At 65.7% G+C, this 18,066-nt stretch carries 20 protein-coding genes and 1 tRNA gene; 1 reads left to right on the top strand and 20 read right to left on the bottom strand.

The features are described 5' to 3' along the window. Positions 1 to 410: 410 nt before the first annotated feature. The 18 genes from ACZ7L5_RS00875 to ACZ7L5_RS00790 all read right to left on the bottom strand — a co-directional run bounded on the left by ACZ7L5_RS00875 (position 411) and on the right by ACZ7L5_RS00790 (position 16,614). Positions 411 to 5,099 (bottom strand): aggregation-promoting factor C-terminal-like domain-containing protein, encoded by a 4,689-nt coding sequence (locus tag ACZ7L5_RS00875; RefSeq protein WP_471513236.1) that lies wholly within the window; start codon positions 5,097 to 5,099, stop codon positions 411 to 413. Continuing rightward, positions 5,099 to 5,476 carry a hypothetical protein gene (locus ACZ7L5_RS00870; protein ID WP_471513234.1) on the bottom strand — a complete coding sequence of 126 codons (378 nt, stop codon included), beginning with the start codon at positions 5,474 to 5,476 and terminating at the stop codon, positions 5,099 to 5,101. The genes ACZ7L5_RS00875 and ACZ7L5_RS00870 overlap by 1 nt, the downstream gene beginning before the upstream one ends. Positions 5,477 to 5,511: 35 nt before the next feature. Continuing rightward, positions 5,512 to 5,838, bottom strand: a complete 327-nt coding sequence (locus tag ACZ7L5_RS00865; protein WP_471513232.1) for a hypothetical protein — start codon at positions 5,836 to 5,838, stop codon at positions 5,512 to 5,514. 106 nt (positions 5,839 to 5,944) lie between these two features. Next, positions 5,945 to 6,535: a phage tail tube protein gene (locus ACZ7L5_RS00860; protein WP_471513230.1), complete on the bottom strand. Its 591-nt coding sequence runs from the start codon at positions 6,533 to 6,535 to the stop codon at positions 5,945 to 5,947. Positions 6,536 to 6,597: 62 nt separating this feature from the next. Further along, positions 6,598 to 6,963, bottom strand: a complete 366-nt coding sequence (locus ACZ7L5_RS00855) for a hypothetical protein (protein WP_471513228.1) — start codon at positions 6,961 to 6,963, stop codon at positions 6,598 to 6,600. Then, positions 6,956 to 7,294: a hypothetical protein gene (locus tag ACZ7L5_RS00850; RefSeq protein ID WP_471513226.1), complete on the bottom strand. Its 339-nt coding sequence runs from the start codon at positions 7,292 to 7,294 to the stop codon at positions 6,956 to 6,958. Before ACZ7L5_RS00850 ends, ACZ7L5_RS00855 begins: the two co-directional genes overlap by 8 nt. Further along, on the bottom strand, positions 7,294 to 7,650 hold the full coding sequence (locus tag ACZ7L5_RS00845) for a hypothetical protein (RefSeq protein WP_471513224.1): 357 nt from the start codon (positions 7,648 to 7,650) through the stop codon (positions 7,294 to 7,296). The genes ACZ7L5_RS00850 and ACZ7L5_RS00845 overlap by 1 nt, the downstream gene beginning before the upstream one ends. Beyond that, positions 7,647 to 8,027 (bottom strand): hypothetical protein, encoded by a 381-nt coding sequence (locus ACZ7L5_RS00840; protein WP_471513222.1) that lies wholly within the window; start codon positions 8,025 to 8,027, stop codon positions 7,647 to 7,649. The genes ACZ7L5_RS00845 and ACZ7L5_RS00840 overlap by 4 nt, the downstream gene beginning before the upstream one ends. 243 nt (positions 8,028 to 8,270) lie before the next feature. Next, the gene (locus tag ACZ7L5_RS00835) at positions 8,271 to 9,299 is read right to left on the bottom strand and encodes a major capsid protein (RefSeq protein WP_471513221.1); all 1,029 of its coding nucleotides are present in this window, start codon (positions 9,297 to 9,299) and stop codon (positions 8,271 to 8,273) included. Positions 9,300 to 9,309: 10 nt separating this feature from the next. Continuing rightward, positions 9,310 to 9,705, bottom strand: coding sequence for a head decoration protein (locus ACZ7L5_RS00830; RefSeq protein WP_471513219.1), 396 nt, complete (start codon positions 9,703 to 9,705; stop codon positions 9,310 to 9,312). 24 nt (positions 9,706 to 9,729) lie between these two features. After that, positions 9,730 to 10,404 carry a hypothetical protein gene (locus tag ACZ7L5_RS00825; RefSeq protein ID WP_471513217.1) on the bottom strand — a complete coding sequence of 225 codons (675 nt, stop codon included), beginning with the start codon at positions 10,402 to 10,404 and terminating at the stop codon, positions 9,730 to 9,732. 41 nt (positions 10,405 to 10,445) lie between these two features. Continuing rightward, on the bottom strand, positions 10,446 to 11,261 hold the full coding sequence (locus tag ACZ7L5_RS00820; protein ID WP_471513216.1) for a hypothetical protein: 816 nt from the start codon (positions 11,259 to 11,261) through the stop codon (positions 10,446 to 10,448). Next, positions 11,236 to 12,762: a phage portal protein gene (locus tag ACZ7L5_RS00815; protein ID WP_471513214.1), complete on the bottom strand. Its 1,527-nt coding sequence runs from the start codon at positions 12,760 to 12,762 to the stop codon at positions 11,236 to 11,238. Before ACZ7L5_RS00815 ends, ACZ7L5_RS00820 begins: the two co-directional genes overlap by 26 nt. Before the next feature lie 13 nt (positions 12,763 to 12,775). Then, a complete protein-coding gene (locus tag ACZ7L5_RS00810; protein ID WP_471513212.1) occupies positions 12,776 to 14,413 on the bottom strand; it encodes a terminase in 1,638 nt (545 codons plus the stop codon). A gap of 80 nt (positions 14,414 to 14,493) precedes the next feature. After that, complete coding sequence (locus tag ACZ7L5_RS00805) at positions 14,494 to 14,958, bottom strand: phage terminase small subunit (RefSeq protein ID WP_471513210.1); 465 nt, start codon at positions 14,956 to 14,958, stop codon at positions 14,494 to 14,496. A gap of 340 nt (positions 14,959 to 15,298) precedes the next feature. Continuing rightward, the gene (locus tag ACZ7L5_RS00800) at positions 15,299 to 15,862 is read right to left on the bottom strand and encodes a DNA primase (protein ID WP_471513208.1); all 564 of its coding nucleotides are present in this window, start codon (positions 15,860 to 15,862) and stop codon (positions 15,299 to 15,301) included. 308 nt (positions 15,863 to 16,170) lie between these two features. Further along, the gene (locus ACZ7L5_RS00795) at positions 16,171 to 16,422 is read right to left on the bottom strand and encodes a hypothetical protein (RefSeq protein WP_471513206.1); all 252 of its coding nucleotides are present in this window, start codon (positions 16,420 to 16,422) and stop codon (positions 16,171 to 16,173) included. Positions 16,423 to 16,425: 3 nt separating this feature from the next. Then, the gene (locus tag ACZ7L5_RS00790; RefSeq protein ID WP_471513205.1) at positions 16,426 to 16,614 is read right to left on the bottom strand and encodes an HNH endonuclease; all 189 of its coding nucleotides are present in this window, start codon (positions 16,612 to 16,614) and stop codon (positions 16,426 to 16,428) included. A 390-nt stretch (positions 16,615 to 17,004) separates the two neighbouring features. Here ACZ7L5_RS00790 and ACZ7L5_RS00785 point away from each other — a divergent pair, with 390 nt between their 5' ends. After that, positions 17,005 to 17,442 (top strand): DUF4352 domain-containing protein, encoded by a 438-nt coding sequence (locus ACZ7L5_RS00785; RefSeq protein ID WP_471513203.1) that lies wholly within the window; start codon positions 17,005 to 17,007, stop codon positions 17,440 to 17,442. A 63-nt stretch (positions 17,443 to 17,505) separates the two neighbouring features. Here the strand turns inward: ACZ7L5_RS00785 and ACZ7L5_RS00780 are convergent, their stop codons facing one another. Together ACZ7L5_RS00780 and ACZ7L5_RS00775 are read right to left on the bottom strand one after the other, a co-directional pair. Then, on the bottom strand, positions 17,506 to 17,832 hold the full coding sequence (locus tag ACZ7L5_RS00780; protein ID WP_471513202.1) for a hypothetical protein: 327 nt from the start codon (positions 17,830 to 17,832) through the stop codon (positions 17,506 to 17,508). 94 nt (positions 17,833 to 17,926) lie between these two features. Next, a tRNA-Pro gene (locus ACZ7L5_RS00775) sits at positions 17,927 to 17,999 on the bottom strand. Positions 18,000 to 18,066: the final 67 nt, after the last annotated feature.

Below are 18,066 nucleotides of genomic sequence, written 5' to 3'. Positions count from 1 at the left end.
TTCGGGACTGAACTCCGGTGGCTGGCGGGAAGATGGACGAGCACGCCCAGTGCTCAACACCGGGCGTGACCGTCACTCGTGCTGCCAGGCCGACCTGTACGTCACCGGTAGCCACTGACCGGAAACTGAGGCAGAAGGAGCCCAACGTTCCGCCGCTCCCCCGTCCCGGAGTCGTCGAGTTGACGAGTGCTACCCACGCGGAGCCGTCCGTCTCGGCGGACTCCGCGTTAGCGGGCAGCAAGTTTCCGGCGATAGCCACTAGTCGACGTCCTCCCCGGGAGCTGGGTACGTCGGCCCCTCAATCAGGGGCGGCGTAGCCGGTCCCGGCTCGGGCTCCGGCTCCACCTCCTCCGGCGTGTAGTCCACGATTGGCGGGACAACTTCGCCTTCAGTTGGCTCTTCGGGCATGGTCAGACCCACCTTCCGTTGTTGAGGTCAGTTGCAACTTCGGAGTCGTACGTGTCGATCTCCGTGCGGACGATGTCCGTGATCTCGCGGTCGCCGACGAACACGCGGACATCGGCGTGAATCGTCGACGCACCTCCGCCCTTCGAAGCACGGATGTCGGCCCACTGGCCAGACGTGAAAACGGGCTCCGGCTTCCCTGTCCCGTTCGCGACGAGGGAGAGGCCGGGCGGGATCATGCCGCCGTCGTCGTACCAGTGCGGCGAGCGCGACAGCCACTTCGAGTAGGCGGCTGCCGGAGATCCGTAGTCCGGGCGGTTCTTGATGTAGCCCAGCCCCCAACGGATCTGTGTCTTCGCGTTCGTCCGCCAGTCCGAGCCGGCCGACGCCATCTTCGAGCCGGGAAGCGCCTGCGGAATTCCGTACGCGTCGCTCGTGGGGTTGTCAGCGTTCCAACGCCAGTTGGACTCGCCCTCCCACAGCTTCTTAAGCGGCCCGAACTGCTCGGGTCCCCAGCCGTAGTTGCCGAGGATGCTCTTCGCGTACTGCTGCGCGGCACCGACGGCGTTGGCGTTGAAACCACCTCCGCCCGTCAGGTACGGCATGGGGTCGACGGTGCGGCCATTGAGCCGCGCCTCCAGGTGGAGGTGAGGACCCGTGACGTTGCCCGTCGCGCCCACATCGCCGATACGGTCACCCGGGTCGACGATCTTCGGGACGGCTACGCGGATGCGCGAGAGGTGCGCATAGAGGGACTGGAGCCCTCCGCCATGGTTGATGATGACGTGGTTGCCGTATGGGCCGCCTCGGTTCGTCGCGCTGACGTTTCCGCCTGCCACCGCGCGCACCGGGGTACCGGTTGGCGCCGGGAAGTCGAGGCCCGTGTGCCGGCCGGACGCCCACATCGAGCCGGCCACGCCAAAGCGCGTGCCGTACCCGGCGTTGACGGGCTTGACCCACTGGCCGCCCCCCAGTCCCCCGCCGGCGAACATGGAGCTGACGGCGTTGACGATCTTGTCCCGGAGGCCACCGATCATCTTTGTCGGGATCTTCGTCAGCGACTTGCCCATGGGCGAGGTTCCGACACCGCCGGCGACCTTGTTCAGGACTGGCTTCGTCAGCTTGTCCCAGACCTTCGACGGGTTGACGAGGAGATCCGCGCCAGCCTTCGCCCAGTCGATTCCCTGACCGACGACGTCAGAGACGGTGTCCTTCGTCCAGTCCCACGCGGACTTGAAGCCGCCGAGGATGCCACCGGATTCGAGGAGCTGTGTCCCCGCTGCCTGATGGAGGGCGAGAGCACGGCCTCTGTACTTCGGGTCCGTCGGGATGACGTACTCGGGGTACCGCGGATTTCCCTCGCCGACGATTGCCGTCGGGCGATTCGTCTTCATCGGAACCGCTGGACCCCAGCCGTTTCCGACCGTGCCACCTGCTTCGAGGAGCTTCGGTGCGTCAGGGAGTTTGTCGAGTCCGACAAAGCTGGCGACCTTATCCCAAACGGCCTTGATGCCCTTCGTGTAAACCCATTTGATTACGAAGTTTACGGGATCCTTCGTGATGTCCTTCACGCGATCCCAGGCGACCTTGATTGCGCGCTTCGCGTCGTCGAAGGCGTCCGCGACGAGCTGGACGCCAGCCCTGAGGAGCTTGAACGACGGGCTGACTCCCTTGTCCCAGAGCCACTCTGTCTTGTCGGCTATCCAGCCGAAGATCGGCCCGACACTGTGGTCATAGAGCCAGACAAATTTGTCGCCGACCCATTTGATGCCTTCCCAGAGCAACTTGAATCCAGGCTTTATGCCCTTATCCCAGAGCCACTTAGCCTTATCGGCTATCCACCCAGCCGCCGGAGCTATCGCGTTGCTGTAAAGCCAGACGAACTTGTCGCCTACCCATTTGATCGCGTCCCAGAAGCCTTGGAAGAATGGCTTCAGCCACTTCTGCCAGACCAATACGGCGAGAGCAGCGATCAGTTCGAGCGTCGGCTTGAAGATGGTCTTCCAGAGCCACCCGAGCCACGCGCCCAGAAGTTGAACCGCGATGACGATGGGCGTAAACACCAGGGTGATCAAGATCGCGGCGGCAATCCTGGCGGCGAGCGAGATGAAATTCCAGGCAGGGACGAATACGTTCTGCCAGAGCCAGACGAGCTTTTCGCCCACCCATTGGACGGCGTCGACGATTCCCGAGAACGTCGGCTTCAGCACGTTCTCCCAAGCCCACATTGCGGCGGACTGAATGCCCTCCCAAGCTCCCTTGACGATGTCACGGAACCATCCGAAGTGATCCCAGGCGTACTTAACGGCAAGGGCCAGGCCGACGAGCGCCAGGATTACGAGGCCGACTGGATTCGCCGCCATCGCAATCGTCCAAAGCTTCGTAGCAATCCACAGGCCGTAGATCAGCTGAATTGCCCACGGCGCATGTTCTGATACGTAACTGATAGCTTGGCCTACGTACCCCAGTAGTTCGAGGATCACCGTCGAGAAGGGCTCCAGCGCCTTCGCGAGATCGAAGATTCCCGAGCCGATGTCGCCGAAAGCCTCAGCCACGATCGGGCCGTGTTCGGATACGTAGTCGAGGAATTTCTCAAAGGCCGGAGAGCCGCGGAGCTTCGTACCCCAGTCGGCGAACCGACCGGTGATCCGCTGCATCCGCTCCGAGATACTGTCCATGTGCGGGAAGAAGGCGTCGACAATGCCCGCCATACCCTTGAAGACATTCCCGAACGAGATCCCGAGCCCGACGATCGCGGGCTTTGCGTTCTCCGCGATGCCCTTTTTGAATCGCTGCCAGAAGGGGTTTTTGAAATCCCTCGACGCGCGGTCCATGAGCTCACCGATTGCGTCCGCGGAGTTGCGGACGAGTGGCGAGAGTCCCGGAAGGCTGTTCTTCGCCCCGTCCACTGCCCTCGTGAAGAGCGGGAGGACGTCAGGCTGAAGCTCCTTCGACCACGCCTTATACGCGGCCGTCAGCCCGCCAGGGCCGGCGATGGCGTCGTAAAGGGCGCGCTGTTCAGGCGTCAGCTTTGCGAGTGCCTGGCGGTACTCATCAGCCTTCGTAGTGGCCTGAGTGGTCGTGTTGATGGACGACAGGCGTGCCGACTCGACGCCCCGTTCCGCGGACTCGATGGACTGCGCGGCCTGAACCTGCGTGTCAGCAGCGTTGGTCACTGCGTCGGCAAGGTTGCGCTGAGCGTCGGCCACCTGCTGAGCAGCGTCGACCTGCGCCTGTGCAGCCGCGCGGTTGGCGTCAGCGACGGCTTCCGTCTGCTCGCGGACGTTCTGCTGAGCGTCGGCGAGCTGCTGAGCGGCCGTCTTCACCTGCTCGTTGCCGTCGACGCCCGCCTTCTTCGCGGCTTCGGCGTCCTTCTGGAGCTGCGCGTAGTCCTTCTGCTGATCCTTGGCAGACTGCGCCGCCCGATCGAAGGCCAACTGAGCGCGTTCGAGGTCTAGCTCGTTGGCAAGTCCAAGCTCGTACTCCGCGGATACGCGATTGAGCTCTTCCTGTGCTTCCTTGACGCGGAGCGTCGCGTCGCGCTCGTCGAGCTTGCCCCGTTCGAGTTGGTCGTTCAGGTCAGCGAGCTTTCGAGCTGCATCCTCGCGAGCCTGCGTCAGGTTCTCTTCGGCCTGGCGCGCCTGGCGCTTCGCGTCGGAGAGGGAGCGCTCCGCGTCCTCGACGCGTTCGGCAGCTTGCTCCCGCTGCTCCATCGCACGAGCCGCAGCCTGCCCGAGCGCACGCTCCGCGTCCTCCACCTGGCGGTTCGCCTGAGCGATGGAGCGGGCTGCGTTGCGGTGAGCGTTGGAGAGGGCTTGCTGTGCGTTCTCCATCTGAATCGCAGCCTGAGCCGCGCGGACGCTCGCGGCAGCCGAGTTGTCCGACGCGCTCGCGGCTTCCTTGTCCGCGGCCGTCTTCGCCTGAATGACGGTGGTGACGCCCTTGATTGCCGGGATGGCTGCAAGGGCGACTGCACCGACACCAGCCGTCGCAGCAACGGCGGCCGACGCGATGGCTCCGATGCCTGCGGCAGCAATGGGGAAGAGCGGGATCGCAGCGACGATGCCGAGCGACACCGCGAGCTGCAAGAGAGCGGCGTTCGCCTGCGCCGTGTTCGCGCGGACCTTGATGTTGACGTCGTCGCGGTCGATGTCGTTGATCTGGCGCTGCATCGCCGCGAGTTCAGCGCGAGCCGTCGCGATGTCGGCCCTTACCTGGATGTTCGGGGAGCGTGACCCCAGTTGCGCTAGCTGAGCATCGATCGCGGTCATCTCCGCAATCGCCGTCGCTGCGTCGATATCGACGCCGATCCTCTTGTTGCTCAGCGTCTCCATGCGAGCCCGGAGGCGGGCAAGGTCGGCGTTGAATCCTGTGTCGTTCAGCCGGACGTCGGGGCGCGGGAGGGACTGGAATGCGGCCCGGAGCCTGTTCTCGAAGCTCCGGGCGAAGGCGCCGGCGTTGGCGTTGCCCTGCCGTGTGGCGGCAGTCCGTCCAGCCTGGCCACCGTTGTTGATGGCGTTGGGGATGGCAACGGTGATGTGCCGCGACATGGCGTCGCCGAAGCGACGTCCTGCCTCCTCGCCCACACGGTCCGCGGCAGGGAGGGCAATCGCCTTCAGCTTCTCGTGGAAGAGCGGTGCAATGGGTACCACGTCCACCGCTGCACTACCGACGATGTCCAAATCCGCTGCCATCACGCCTCCTTCGGGTCGTTCCTCATCCGCGGGTCAAGCGCGCGGCGCTGATCGTCTGTAAGTGACCTGCGCGACTTCTGCGCGCTCTTCGGCGGAATGCCGGGGCGTGGAGTAGGTGTGAACTCGGGTGCCTTGTTGCCGTTGACGGCGAGCAGCGTGATCCGCAGGAGTCTGATCTCGTCCTTCACGGCCGCGAGGAGGGTCTCCGTGCTGCTCCACGGCGCAAGGTCCGGACGCCCCTCGTCGGTGTGCCGGTCCAGTTCCTCAGCCGGGATGCTGTTGCGAATCGCGGTCTTCGTCGCCGACTCCGGCGGAAGGTGCTCGATCCAGATCCGCAGCGTGCGAATCGACAGCGTCCCGCGGTAGACGTCGAGCACTCTCGCGCCCGGGTAGTAACGCGGGATGTCAGCTTCTAGCGCTTCCGCGTGCTCCGAGAGGATCGCGAGCGTGCGGAAGGCTTTCCCGGGGCCTCCCCGGCGGACTCCATGGCCTTCGCCGTGAACTCGTTGATTTCCTTGAAGGTCGCGTCAGCCTCGATGAAGAGGTCCGCGTCCTCCGGGTGGAGTGCACCCTTCGCCCACGTGTCGTAGTCGCCCAGGCGCAGAGCGCGCAGGTACGACGGCCTCCAGTGGTCCACTGTCTTCACGCGGAGCGTCTCGCCGGCGAGCTCGGCCGTCACGTACTCCTCGGTGGCCTCGATCTCCTGCGCCTCAGCGGGGGTCACGGTGTTCTCAGACATGCGCGGGTCTGCCTCTCAGGTTGTGGTTCTGGGGTCTGCGCGGGTCGCTGTGGAGCTGGAGCGGAGCCCGGACCCGCGCAGATACGGGCTCCGCTAGTCATTGGCCTTACGGCGCCGGGAAGTAGCCCGAGACGTCGATGTCGCCGTAGTCGATGGAGCGCTTCACAGCCGCCACGCCCGACGCGCCACGGTAGAAGCGGAAGGTCATCTGAACCGGCATGACGTCTTCCGTCTGCGGCTGCTCGTCGCCTCGCTCGGTGACCTTGCCGTTCGGCATGAACAGCCGGATCTTCTTGTCACCGTCGATCGTGTCGAAGAGGAAGGCGTATCGGAGGTCGTTGGGCTTGTCGGGGAAGTCGTAGCTGACGACGCCGTCCGTCGGCTGAAGCGACGTGACGGGGACGTTGTCGTACAGCGCCCGGACGAGAGGGTTGATCCCCTCCAGGAACGTGACCTGGACGGACTTCGTCGACTTCGTCATCAGGGTCCGGATCGGCTCCAGCGAGCCGGCCGCCTCGACGTCCTTCGACTCCTCCTCCAGCTTGAAGAGGCCGCCCTCCGTCGTGACCCACCCGAGGCACTGCCACGCGACGGCAGGGTCAGCGAAGCCCACAGGCCCCGTGGTGTTCACGGCCGCCATGTGGACGAGATAGTCGGTTGCGCCGAAAGTGAGGTCGGCATTCCTCGTGTCAGCCACAGTGCCTCCAGGGCATGCGAAAAACCCGCACGCCACAGGCAGCGGGTTGAAGTGTCAGGGATTTACGCGGGCCGGAGGCTCACGGTGTAGGTCGCGCCTCGACGGTGGATCTCCTCATTCGCCCACGGTTGGCGGGACGGACCGGAGTCGCATCGGACGTCCCGGATGATGGCGCCGTTCACGGGTCCGCGGAGAAACAGCAGGGCGTCACGGATGGAGTTCGACAGCGTTCGAGCCTCGTCGGCCGACGCTGCGAAGACGTCGACGAACACCCTGGGGTGCTCCGAGAAGCGGTCGTCGTTTCCCCCTCCCCGCTCGATGCGGATGAAGGGGAGTTGCTGCTCCAGGTCGTCGGGCGTCTCAGCGCCGGCCGTGGCATCGAACTGCGACTCTGCCCACGGGTTCAGGACGGCTTCGATGTCAGGCACGGTTCGCCGCCTTCAGGTCGTCGATCGTCTTCGAGAGGACCGCGTACCGACGCGTCTTACCGTTGCCGTACTCGACGATCTTCGCGTGATCCGACGTGTTGATTAGGCGAGCGCCAGCACGCATCCGAGGCTTCCCGCGGAAGGGGACGTTCTTCATGATCGGAACTACCTTGAAGCTCCGCGAGTACTCGCCCGACTCGCGCGGGGAACGCCCCTCCGCGATGCCCTTTGCCCGCTCCGCCACAGAGACGCACTTCGCCTGTAGTCCCGGGCGGGAGAGCATTGCACCGATACCGCTGTAGCGGCCGTGGTACTTCGACCGGAACGGCATCAGCCGGTCACCTCCTTCAGGGCGGCTTCGAGGTGAGCGAGCGAGGTTGCAGGGAGGGTGTTGGGCCTTCCCTGCACCTGCCATCGCTCGCCGTTCGCGCGGACGACGACGTCAGCGGGTCGGACGTCGGTCCCGAGAGGAGCGAAGAGGACGCGCCTCGTCTCGACGGTTGCACTTGCGTTGTGCGTCTCGCTCGACGAGCCGACGGTCACGCCGTAGGGCGGCATGACTGCGCAGTACTCGACTTCGAATCGCACTGGAGGTCCGGGGACCTTGGTACCCGTCGAGTCGCGGACTGCCGCCCCCGGGCGCTCTATCTCGATCGTCTCGTTGAAGATCTGCCCGAAGAGGCTCATAGCGCCCTCCAGACCGTCACCGGAGGCGCCACGTCCTCCGGTGCGATGTTCAGCGACGAGGCGCCGGACGCCTGGCCGACGGCCCGACGGAGCCGGCGTCGCTCGTCATCAGAGAGCATGACGCCAGTCTCCGAGTCGGCGTAGGACTGGAGCATGCCGCCTGCTTGCTCACTTCGGAGCCCGCCGGGGTTCGTCAGGACGCGAGCAGCGACCGCGAGAGCGACCGACTTGACTCCGCGCTGTGGCGGATCGGTCAGCCGCTCCCCCACCTCGCCGTAGAAGGCATCCTCAGTGAGGTGGTGGGCGAGCGCGCACTCCGCGTCCGTGAGCGGTCGCTTCAGGAGCGTCCGGAGCTCAGTCGCTTCGAACAGTGCCACTTCCGCCCGCCTTTCGCCGTGGCGTGGCGCGCTTCGCCGGAGCCTTCGCCGCAGGAGCGGACTCCGTAAGTCGACTTACGGAGCGCTCCGGTGCCTCCGCCCACGCCTTCGGGTTCATGATGCGCTCCTGCGCCCACGTCGGGACCTCGTCCGCGGGGCCGAACACGTGGGCTACGCCCTTGTCGTCCGTCACGTGGACGTTCGTTGCCAGGGTTGCCATGCGTGAGTGCCTCGCGTTTCTAGTCAGGACGACAGGACGTCGGCGACGAAGGTCAGGTCAGGAGCCGCCACGACCGGGAGGACGATGGACGTCGCGCGGGTCCACAGCGTCTGTGGGTCCTCGCTCTTGTAGCCACCGACGGCCACGCCGGCAGCGTCGCCCTGGAGGCCGTACCGCGGGTCGTTCGCCTCGACTGGGACGCCCCAGAGCGTCTTACCGAGAGCGTCACCCTCCGCGGGGAGGAAAGCGATCTTGTCCTCTGGCGTCACGCGGGTCGCAGAGCCGTCGACGGAGACCTTCGCGTCGTAGATCTGAACCGGCGGGATGTCGAAGTCCCCGAGGATGTTGTTCAGGTCGTCGCGCGTCAGGACGGTCGGAGCCATCGAGGACCCACGGTAGGCGAGCTCCCTGATCTGCTTGTTGCGCCGCAGGAGGTTGTACGCCTTGCGGGACATCAGCGTCGCGGCAGGGAGGTCGCCATTCGTGTCGTTGTAGACGTCCAGCCACGACATGAAGTAGTCGTAGGCGAGGGAGGTCTCCGTGTTGTTCCACGCGATCGCGGCCGTCACGGAGTGCTCAGCCTTGCGGCCGAAGTCGACGGACGCCGACACCCGGTTCTCGTTGATCGTCACGGAGCCGTTGAAGATCGCGTCGCCACGGGCGAGCTCGACACGCGCGGCGATGGCGCTGACGAGCTTGACGGAGTCGGACTCCATCGCGTCCCGCAGTTCGCCGGACTGCGAGTCGACGTTCCGCATGCGGATCTGCTCGTACTCGCCGACGGGCATCTTTCGCGAGATGGGCGGCAGTTCGCCGCTCACACGCGCGGCACCCGAGCGGGTACCGATGTCCGACTCAGCGTCGTACGCCCGGTACACGGCCGCCTCGACGAGGCCACCGCCTCCCCGGTTGAACCGGTACGTGAGGTCGTTGATCGTGTCGTTCGGAAGCCACCGGTTCAGGCTGAACGCGTTCTCTTCGCGGTCCCGGAGCGCAGCGCGGGCGTAGCCCGTCAGCTCAGCGGGCGTCGCGTATTCAGTGGTGAGCTGCATCGACTACCTCTCAGACGAAGACGACGCGGGCGCCGAGATCGGTCTTACCGGCGGCGTCGATGGAAACGGGGAGCTTGGCCTCACGGATGAAGCAGTGCAGGAGCATCGAGCCGACGACCTTCGTCGAGGCGACGCGCCGGGCGTCGACGTCCTGAGCCGTGAAGAGGAACCCCACGCAGACCTCACGACCGTCAGAAGCCGCGTTGTCGTACGGGCCGTAGAGACCCGTTGCGGTGACCTTGCCGAGCGGAATGCCCGACTTGATGAAGCCGTTGGGGTAGTGGGTGTTCGCCGTGAACTTGCTGACGTCGAGCGTCACGCTGATCGGAGCGTCGGTGCCGTGGGCGGACCCCAGCCAATCCCGACGGTCCTGAACGAAGCTCTCAGACTTGAGGCTGAGGTCCATACGGATCCCTCCGTTGTTGGGTGGTTACTGCTGCTTGCCGTGGCGTGCGCGGTAGCGCTCCGCGCCGGCGGTGACTGATCCGGCGTTGCCGACGTCGCCGCCACGGGGGCCGCCGGAACGGTGCGACGTGGAGCCGCCTCCGCTGTTGCCCTGGCCGTCGTTGGAGCCGGCCCCAGAGCCGCCGAAGAGGCTCAGGAGCGTGTCCGCGTCGGCCTCCAGCTCCTCCGGCGTGGTGCCGCGGAGCCGCTCCGCCTGTTCGAGGCTGAGACCCTTCTTCAGGGCGACCTTCAGGCGGGCGTTCTCGTCGGTCAGCGTCGTGACGGAGCCCTGCGCCGTGTCGCGCTCCTGCGTGAGCGTCTGGCGCTCCTGGCGATCGCGCTCGTCGGCGGGGAGCTTCTCGTCTTCGAGCTTCTTCAGGGCCGCGTCACGGTCCTTGAGTCGCTGGAGCTCCGTAGCGTCGGGCGCAGAGTTGGCCCGCTGCTCGTGCTTGCGCGCGTGGTGCTTCCAGTACGCGGCCTGATGCTCCGCAGCCATGTCGGCGACGGGGGTGTTGTCCGGGAACCCGTGCTCGTTGAGTTGTGGGCCGCCGTTCCCGCCTCCACCACCACCGCCGGCGCCCGGGTCGTCCTCGTAGAGGGTCCAGGGCTGATGGGCGAGGGTGAGGAGCGCGTTACGGCGCGCGAGAGTGCGTCGAGGCATGCGGAAATCCCCTGTCGGGAGTCGTCAGCCCATGGCGGGCGTCAGGTCGGGATGTTGATGTCTGTGCGGGAGGTGAAGTGCTGTCCCGCGAACCCCAGAACGGGGCCGATCTCGCCGTGATCGTTGGCGATGATGAGCTTTCGATAGTCGACCGCTCGTCCTCCGCGGTCGAAGGTGCCGAGAGCCGCCTCCACTGCGTCGTGAACGGCGTTTAGCCGGTCCTCGTCGACGACCTGGCCCGGGTCGTAGTCGGCGGTGACCGTCTTGACGAGGCAGTCACAGCCTGGGTGGATCGGGGCAAGGTCGCGCTTGTGGTAGCGCTGCGTCGCAGCGATCATGCAGAGCGCACAGTCGTACTCGCCCTGAAGGACGCGAATCGTGTACTCGAAGCGGGGAAGGTCGGCCGCCACCTCGCGCACGGTGTGCGTGCGGGCTAGCTGGAGGTCGGTCTTTGCGATCGTCTCCAGACGGTGAGCTCCGCGGCCGACGGAAGCGTCTAGGGAGGCGCCCTCCGAGAGCGACGTCCAGACTTCCTTGAACGGCCGCTCGTAGACGTCGGCAGGGTTCACGCCACGCAGGGACTTGCCTGTCACGGCGTCAAGGTTCACGGCCACGCGATGCGTATTGTCGGCGAGCGGCTTATAGAGCTGCTCCAGGTAGGACGCCGTCAGCGTCGCTATCTGCCGCTCGCCGGCGAGGATGATGGGGAGCGTCTTGGCCTGGAAGGGCTGGACGTCTGCGTCGCGCCAGGACCGGAGGTCGGTCCAGGAGCGGCCTAGGCGCCCGAGCACGCTAGCCCAGACGCTTCGGACGGCCGAACCGTACTGTCGGTCAAGCCGCGTCAGCGTCTGCGCCATCGTCCTCCCTCGTGATCACAGGTCGTTGGTCACGAGCGGTACGGGCGTCGGCAAGCGACGTGGGCTGAGGAGCCATGGCTTCCGCGGCAGCCTGAGCGTTGATCGCGTCGGCCGCACGGTCGATCTCCATGCGCGAGATTTCCGCCGGCGTGTAGCCCATGTCCTCCATGCGCTGACGCCACGGAACACCCGCGGTGCTCTTCTTCACAGCAGCGTCCGCCAGTTCGGCGACGGAGCGGGACTCCGGGTCACGCCACACCGTCTCCGCGGTGTAGGCCGTGGCACGCTGCTCGTCGCCCAGGATTCGGAAAGCCAGCCTCATGGTCTGCTCCCAGGACTCGCCGAAGTTGCGCTGACGGTCGCGCACCTTGCTGACGAGGCCAGTCTCCGCAGCCTTCAGGGCGTCGCCGGAGACGTTCACGACGGCGCCGATCAGATAATGCGGTGGGGTCCTGGAGATCGCGGCGAGGTCCTGTACCGCAGCCTGGACAGCAGAAACGTACGGTTTCAGGTCAGTTGCGGCGAATTCTCCGAATCGGGTCTCCGGGTCGCCGCTCGTCCAGAGGCTCTTGATGTCGAGCTTGTACGGCTGGATCTTCTCGCCCGTGACGGGGTCCTCGTCGACCTCCAGACCCGCAGCCCATCGCTGCTTGAATGCGCCGTACTTCATGGCGGCGATGAGCATGATCAGCGAGAGGTTGATCCGGTTCTGGATCGTCAGAACGTCTTCGTGTTCGGCGAAGCCGTCGAGACGACGGTTACGGCGGTTCGTGAAGACTCCGAAGGGGACGAGCTTCAGGTCGTTGGGGCGCTCGCCGTCCGTCGCGTTGGGGAGGGCGAAGGCGTCCCAACTGTGGAGCATCGCGGACTGCCCGGAGAACACCGGGGCGTCGGACTTCGTGATGAAGTCGAAGATCTTGTCTGGCGTCCAGAGCGTCGCTCGGGTCTGGCCCGTCCAGTCGTCCCGCCAGAGCTTCAACCCGGCGGCGAGCTTCCGGCGGCTGCCCTGGACGTGCTCCACGGCCACCTGTCGGGGCGTCTCGTGGGTCAGGACCGGGCGGCCGTCGTCACCCTTCTCGACTAGGACGAAGGCTCGCCTCTGCGAGAGCGCTCCGTAGTGGACGAGGTCCGCGTCCGCGTCGAGGCTATTCTCCTGCCAAACACGGTTGGCTTCCTTGTCCGCATTCTTCGCGTCGTCGCTGTCGTCGTCCGGCTCGCCGAAGCGGAAGCCGTCGACGTGCATGCGCTCGACGGGCGAATCAATGACGAGCGACGCCCAGTTGGTTCGCGCATCGCGCATCCACTCGCGAGCTTCCGCAGGGTCGATACCTGGGACGCGCGGGAGGGGTGCTTTGTTCTCCGCGTACCGCTTCAGGGTGTCGAGCCCCGGCTCCGTCTCGCCGTCGGAGTCGGTGTGGTCCTCTCGTTCGTCGAGGAGCTTCCGCCCGAGGCGCTGAAGCCACCACCCGGGAGATTCGACCTTCTCAGCACTGATAGGCACTCGCGAACCTCCCTCAGAAGGCAACTAGGCGGTTGGACCGCTTCTTACGTTTGGTGATGCCTGCGGCGACGGCGTCAGCGCGGCACTCGTAGGCCAGGACCGCGGACATCGCGGCGTCGATCTTCTTCGGGCTCTTCGCGTGTTCCTTCGCGATGCCCATGTGGTTGCGGCCCATCTCTTTACGTCGCGCGTTGCGGACGTGCCGGGAGAGGGTGGCGCCGAGGAGCAGGTACTCCGACGTCTCGTCGGGGTCCAGCGTCTCCGCGTGGGAGAGAGCTTTGTCGTCGACGGCCTCGACGAAGCGGTCCAGGGCCGTTTCCATGTGCGTCGGCCGGTTGGTCCACCACTCGATGGGACGGGCCTGCGTGGCGCGCACCTGGAGCTGCTCGCCGAAGTCTGCGGTCCAGCGGTCCACGTAGTCCTGCCAGTGAGGCGGGTCGCCGTACATACCGCAGACCTCGTATCGGTCGAATGCGCGAGCAACAGCAGCGTCAACCGCCTCGCGGTCGACCTGCCACCCTTCGCCCTCCGGCCCTTCAGGCTTCTCCCAACAACCGAGGAGCATCAGGTGACCGTCGGAGACACGGCAGGCTGTGAGCGCCGTCGCGTCGTCGCGGATCGAGCCGTCGAACCCGAGGGTGATGAGGTCGCCTTCGGCTATCTCCTCCTCGCGCCGGCAGAGTGCCCACGCGTCCGGGTCCATCCATGCGTTGGACGCGACCGTACGGGAGTTGAGGAAGTAGCGTCGGCCGTCCGCACTGTCGTTGCGTAGGTCGTAGAAGTCGTCGACGAGCGACTCCAGATCCATCCACTCCATGGCGTCGCCGTAGGCGTCCAGGAGGGCGGACCGGAGGGCTTCCTCGTCCTTCAGATCCTTGCACTCGCCCCAACGGTGGTCGTACATGAGGCGCGAGCGACCACGCTTCTTACGACCGTCCCGGATGGCTTCGGCTTCTTCGTACGTTCGCTCAGCGACGGAATCTTGCCCGGGGGCGAACATAGTGGTCGTTTCGAGGTACCACGTCTGCGCCCCTCGCTTCCTCTTGCGGAGGTTACGAGTCACGGTCGCGTACATGCGCCGCAGTTCAGGGGTGTTGTAGAGGTGGGTTTCGTCGAAGCAGACCCACGTCTCCTTACCGCCGTCCTTCGATGAGGACGAAGCGGTCGACGGCATGATCTCTCCGCCGTCAGGGAGGATGATTCGAGTGATCCCGACATCGACGCCGGGGATCTGTGACAGAAGCGACGCCTCATCGGTCAGGTTGAAGTGGATGGTGTCGAAGACGTTGCCGGTCTGCCCCTCCTCCGTCGCCATGATGCGGAGGTATGGGACCTTGACCGGACGGCCCATCGGCTCACCGGGCTCGTAGACGTACTCGAAGCCGAGTCCCCACGGGTCGCGGTAGACCTCACCGCCCTCCGCCCAGCCGGCGAAGCGCGCGGGACCGAAGGCTTCGAAGAGACCGAGCCGGGCGCCGAGTCCGCTCTTGTCACAGCCCTTCGGGCGGGAGAAGAACGCGGAGTCGTAGAGGAGTCTGCCGGCGTCGTCGTCGACGGCGTAGCAGTCGACGACGAAGCCCGTGTACTCGTCGCCGTGGCGTACGGGCTCGCCCTGGACGTCGCCAGGGCCGTGGACAACGAAGTGTTCCATCCATGCGACCGACAGCCACCCTAGGGAGCGGTTGCGGTCATGACCGGGGGCGCGCACGAGAGCGCGCGGCATCCGGTCTCCTATCCAGTCAGACGAGCTCGTCGGCTCGTGATGTCACTGACGTTGTCGGGGCGCTGTGCGGGCGCCTGCGGGCGGTTCTGGGGCTCGTCGACCTTGAGCTTCAGGCGAGCCCTGTCCTCCGGCGTGGCGCCGAATTTGGCTGCCCTGAGCCTCACTTCGGAGGCGAACTCCCATCGGCCCTTAGCCCACATCGTGTGATGCATGAGCGCGGTGTCGATCAGGAAAAGCCAGTCGGTCTCACCGAAGTTCTGAGCCATCGGCGACTTCCGCCAGGAGTCCCACCAGAGCTGTGTCATGGCGTGCCACTCGACGATCTGTCCGGAGTCCTCGTCGACCCCGAGCACGCCCTCCGGCAGCTCAGGGCCGCGGAGCTCATCGTCAGGGACGAGGACTGTCTCCGGCTCGCTCGCGTTGCGCCGACGGCGCTTGCTTGGGTCCTTCGGGGCGGGACCTCGTCCGGCCATCGGCGCTCCTCTCATGAAGCGGGTTAACACGCAGGGACGTTGACGCTGCCGAGCGTGATTCCTACAGTGGTAGAGCAAACCCACTCAGGCCAACGTCGTCCTGAGGGCGGCTTCACGCGCCTCGCTGAAGTCGTCCCACGCACGACGACGAAGGACTCCAACGGTGGAGACAATGGGATGGGTCAGCGTTGCCCTGTCTGCAATTACCGGCGCGCTTTACCTGCTTGGGCGGGTTCTAGAGCAGATTCCGCCGCTCAGCCGAAAAGCGATCAGGGCAGTTCGCGCAGTGCGAAAACTCCGTGAGGAACTCCGCACTCCTAGCGCAACATCGCTGAGCAAGTCACCCAGTAAGGCGGCGCACAACCCCCGCAAGATGCCCAAGCACTGACGGGGTGTCGCCATGTCGGCGCCCCGTCATTGCGATGTACCGGCCCGTGCCGTAGATCTCCACGGCCGTACCGTCAGGGCGCCGGATGCGGCGTCCCTGTCGGACGTCCGCGCGGCCCCAGATGTGCAAGCCGTCGCCGGACGGGGACACCTCAACGTAGGTGGCGCCCGCGTCGCGGATGATGGCTGCGGCCCACGGGGCGAGTCGCCCAGTGAGCGGATTCAAGCAGTGGTCCAGGTCGAGACAGACGATGTCGTCGACGTCGGAGAGGACGAAGCCCAGACCAGCGCCGGCCGTCGAAGCGGCGGCGTCTTTGTATGTGCTCCACGTGCGGGAGTCGGTGCTCGATGCCGCCATGCCGGCGACGGTGAGCGGCCTCTTGTCCGCGGCGCGTCGGACCCACCTGTCGCGGGTCGTCAGCTCGTCGGGGAGCGTCTTCCGCGCACGAGCGCGCGACCGGGCCATCCGGCACCGGTTCGAGCACGTCTTAGCGTGGGCCCGTGCCGTGATCGGCATCGGTCCTCCGCAGTGCTCGCAAGTCCTCTTCATGGGTCCATCCTAGATGCGGCCCGTTACACTTTCAAGGCTCTCACCAGGGGAAATGCAATCGTCGGAGACAGTCAGCGCGTTACACTTCGACCGTCCCGCGGCACTCAGACACCCCCAGAAAGCCGTATGCGGCCATCTCGCGGCCTACCGCAGATCAGGGGGCGAACGCACGTCTCCAGATCCCCCAGACCCGTACAGACAGAGAGGCCCAGCACCTTTACGGTTCGGAGATCCTCCCGGAGGGGGTCACCCCCCTGGTCACGTGCCGTCGCTCGCTAGTCGATCTTGGCCGCGAAGCCGGCGCGAGGCTCTCGACGATCACCATCGGCGTGCTCGCCGCGGATCTCCAGGCGACTCGGGATCAACGTCAGCGTGACCTTCGTGACCTCGTCCTTCGCACCGACGACGATCTTCGGTGCTTCAGCGAGAAGACCAACATCAACGCCGTTGACTGACACGCGAGTGACGATCACTCCATCCGCGCCTGTATCGTCCTCCTCCACCAGCACCACATGGGCACCGCTCATGGGCTAGTCCTCCAGTGCTGGGTGCGTCTGCTTGGGTCGCTCTGTACGCACGCGTGTGCGTGCTGCTGCCTTACCACCCTCACTACTGCTCTTGTGGGTATGGCACCACTGGCATAGGGCTTGGAGGTTGGCGTCACTGTGGTTATCACCGGGCTGTATGTGGTCCACCTGATTAGCAGGTGCTCCACACATGCGGCCGTCTGAGAACCGGGTCTGACACTCGTGGTTGTCACGCCTCAGGATGCGGCGCCTCGTGCGTGGCCAGTCATTCGGAAGGCGGCTTCTGCGTGTACTTCCTTGCCACGCCATATCGCCTCCGCGTCCCGCGCTTGTGCCTTACGCTTGCTACTCCGTGTGGCCAGGGGAGGCCACTGAGTCATGGGGGTATGCGCAATGCGCGCTTACATTCGCCGTGCCTGCGTGCCGGCAGTACTCGTATCCGCCGTTATGTTGGCGGGGTGTTCGTCGGGGGGATCAGACGAGGGGGCCGCTCCGAAGAAGTCGGCCGTCGTAGAGGAAGCCGCCGTCGAGGAGCCGACTGAAGAGCCGTCGGCATCGCCCTCGTCCGCCCCTGCGCCCGTAGTGGGCGTCGGCGAAACGGGGAAGTTCGGGCTCGGGGAGACCGATGAGTACGGCGAGAACTACAAGGTGACGACGCAGATGGAAGTCACCGTCGTCAGCGCGAAGTACCTGACGCCAGCACAGGTCGACGAGACCGAACCGGAGAACGGTCAGTTCGTCGAGCTGACGCTCAAGTTGGAGAACGTCGGCAAGGCTCCGGCGGAGGTCATGACGTACGGCATGCTCAAGTGGGAGGACGAGCAGACGGCCGCTCAGGACGCGACCACACTCGAAGGCGTCGGTGAAGGCCAGGACATCGACACGACGTACAAGCCGGGTCAGTCCGTGACGGGGAAGCTCATCCTCGACGTCGGCCGCAAGGGCGGCACCGTCGGTTACTACGGGTCCGACGACCCGAGCGGAGAGCCGGCGTTCGTGGTGGAACTGCCGAAGTCCTGAACGTCGTGCAGCCCCGTCCCCGGGATCTCACCTCCGGGGCGGGGCTGTGTCGTTGGGCGTCGCTCAGATCCGGATCGGCGTGAGCTTCAGCTCCGCGTTGTCCACGTCGACCTGAAGCTGTCCGCCGTACTCCTGGACGTCGAACGGGCCGAAGAGCTGCCGCTCCCCCACCGCTACCGACTCCGTCCGCGGCGTCACGGCGAAGCCGTCGACTTTCCGCGTGATCCTGAACGTCACAGTGCGTGCGACGGTGCTGCCCGTGTTCTCTACGATCACGGCCGTACGACCGTCGTTGGGGATCGTGTGGTTGTTCACCGGGTCGCCCGTCGTCGCTGTGAGCGCGACTCCGGCGCGGGTGGAGCTGATGACTGAGATTGCTGCGCGTGGCATGTGACCTCCGGATGGTGGTGAAGTCCGGCAGGCGTCGCCTTCGTTCCTGCCTCCGGCGGAGCCCTGTGACCGGACGCTCCGGTCGCCGGATGAGTCGGGACGGGAGGATTCGAACCTCCGACCCCCCGCTCCCAAAGCGGGTGCTCTGACCTCTGAACTACGTCCCGTTGCGGATGACTTAAGGCATACTTGGCACTGACGCCACCTCTGATTGATCAGGGGAGTGGCGCCGGC

Source organism: Streptomyces sp. NPDC107528, from assembly GCF_055639295.1.
Note: the sequence above shows the minus strand (reverse complement) of the source record. Positions and strands in the feature narration are given on the sequence as shown.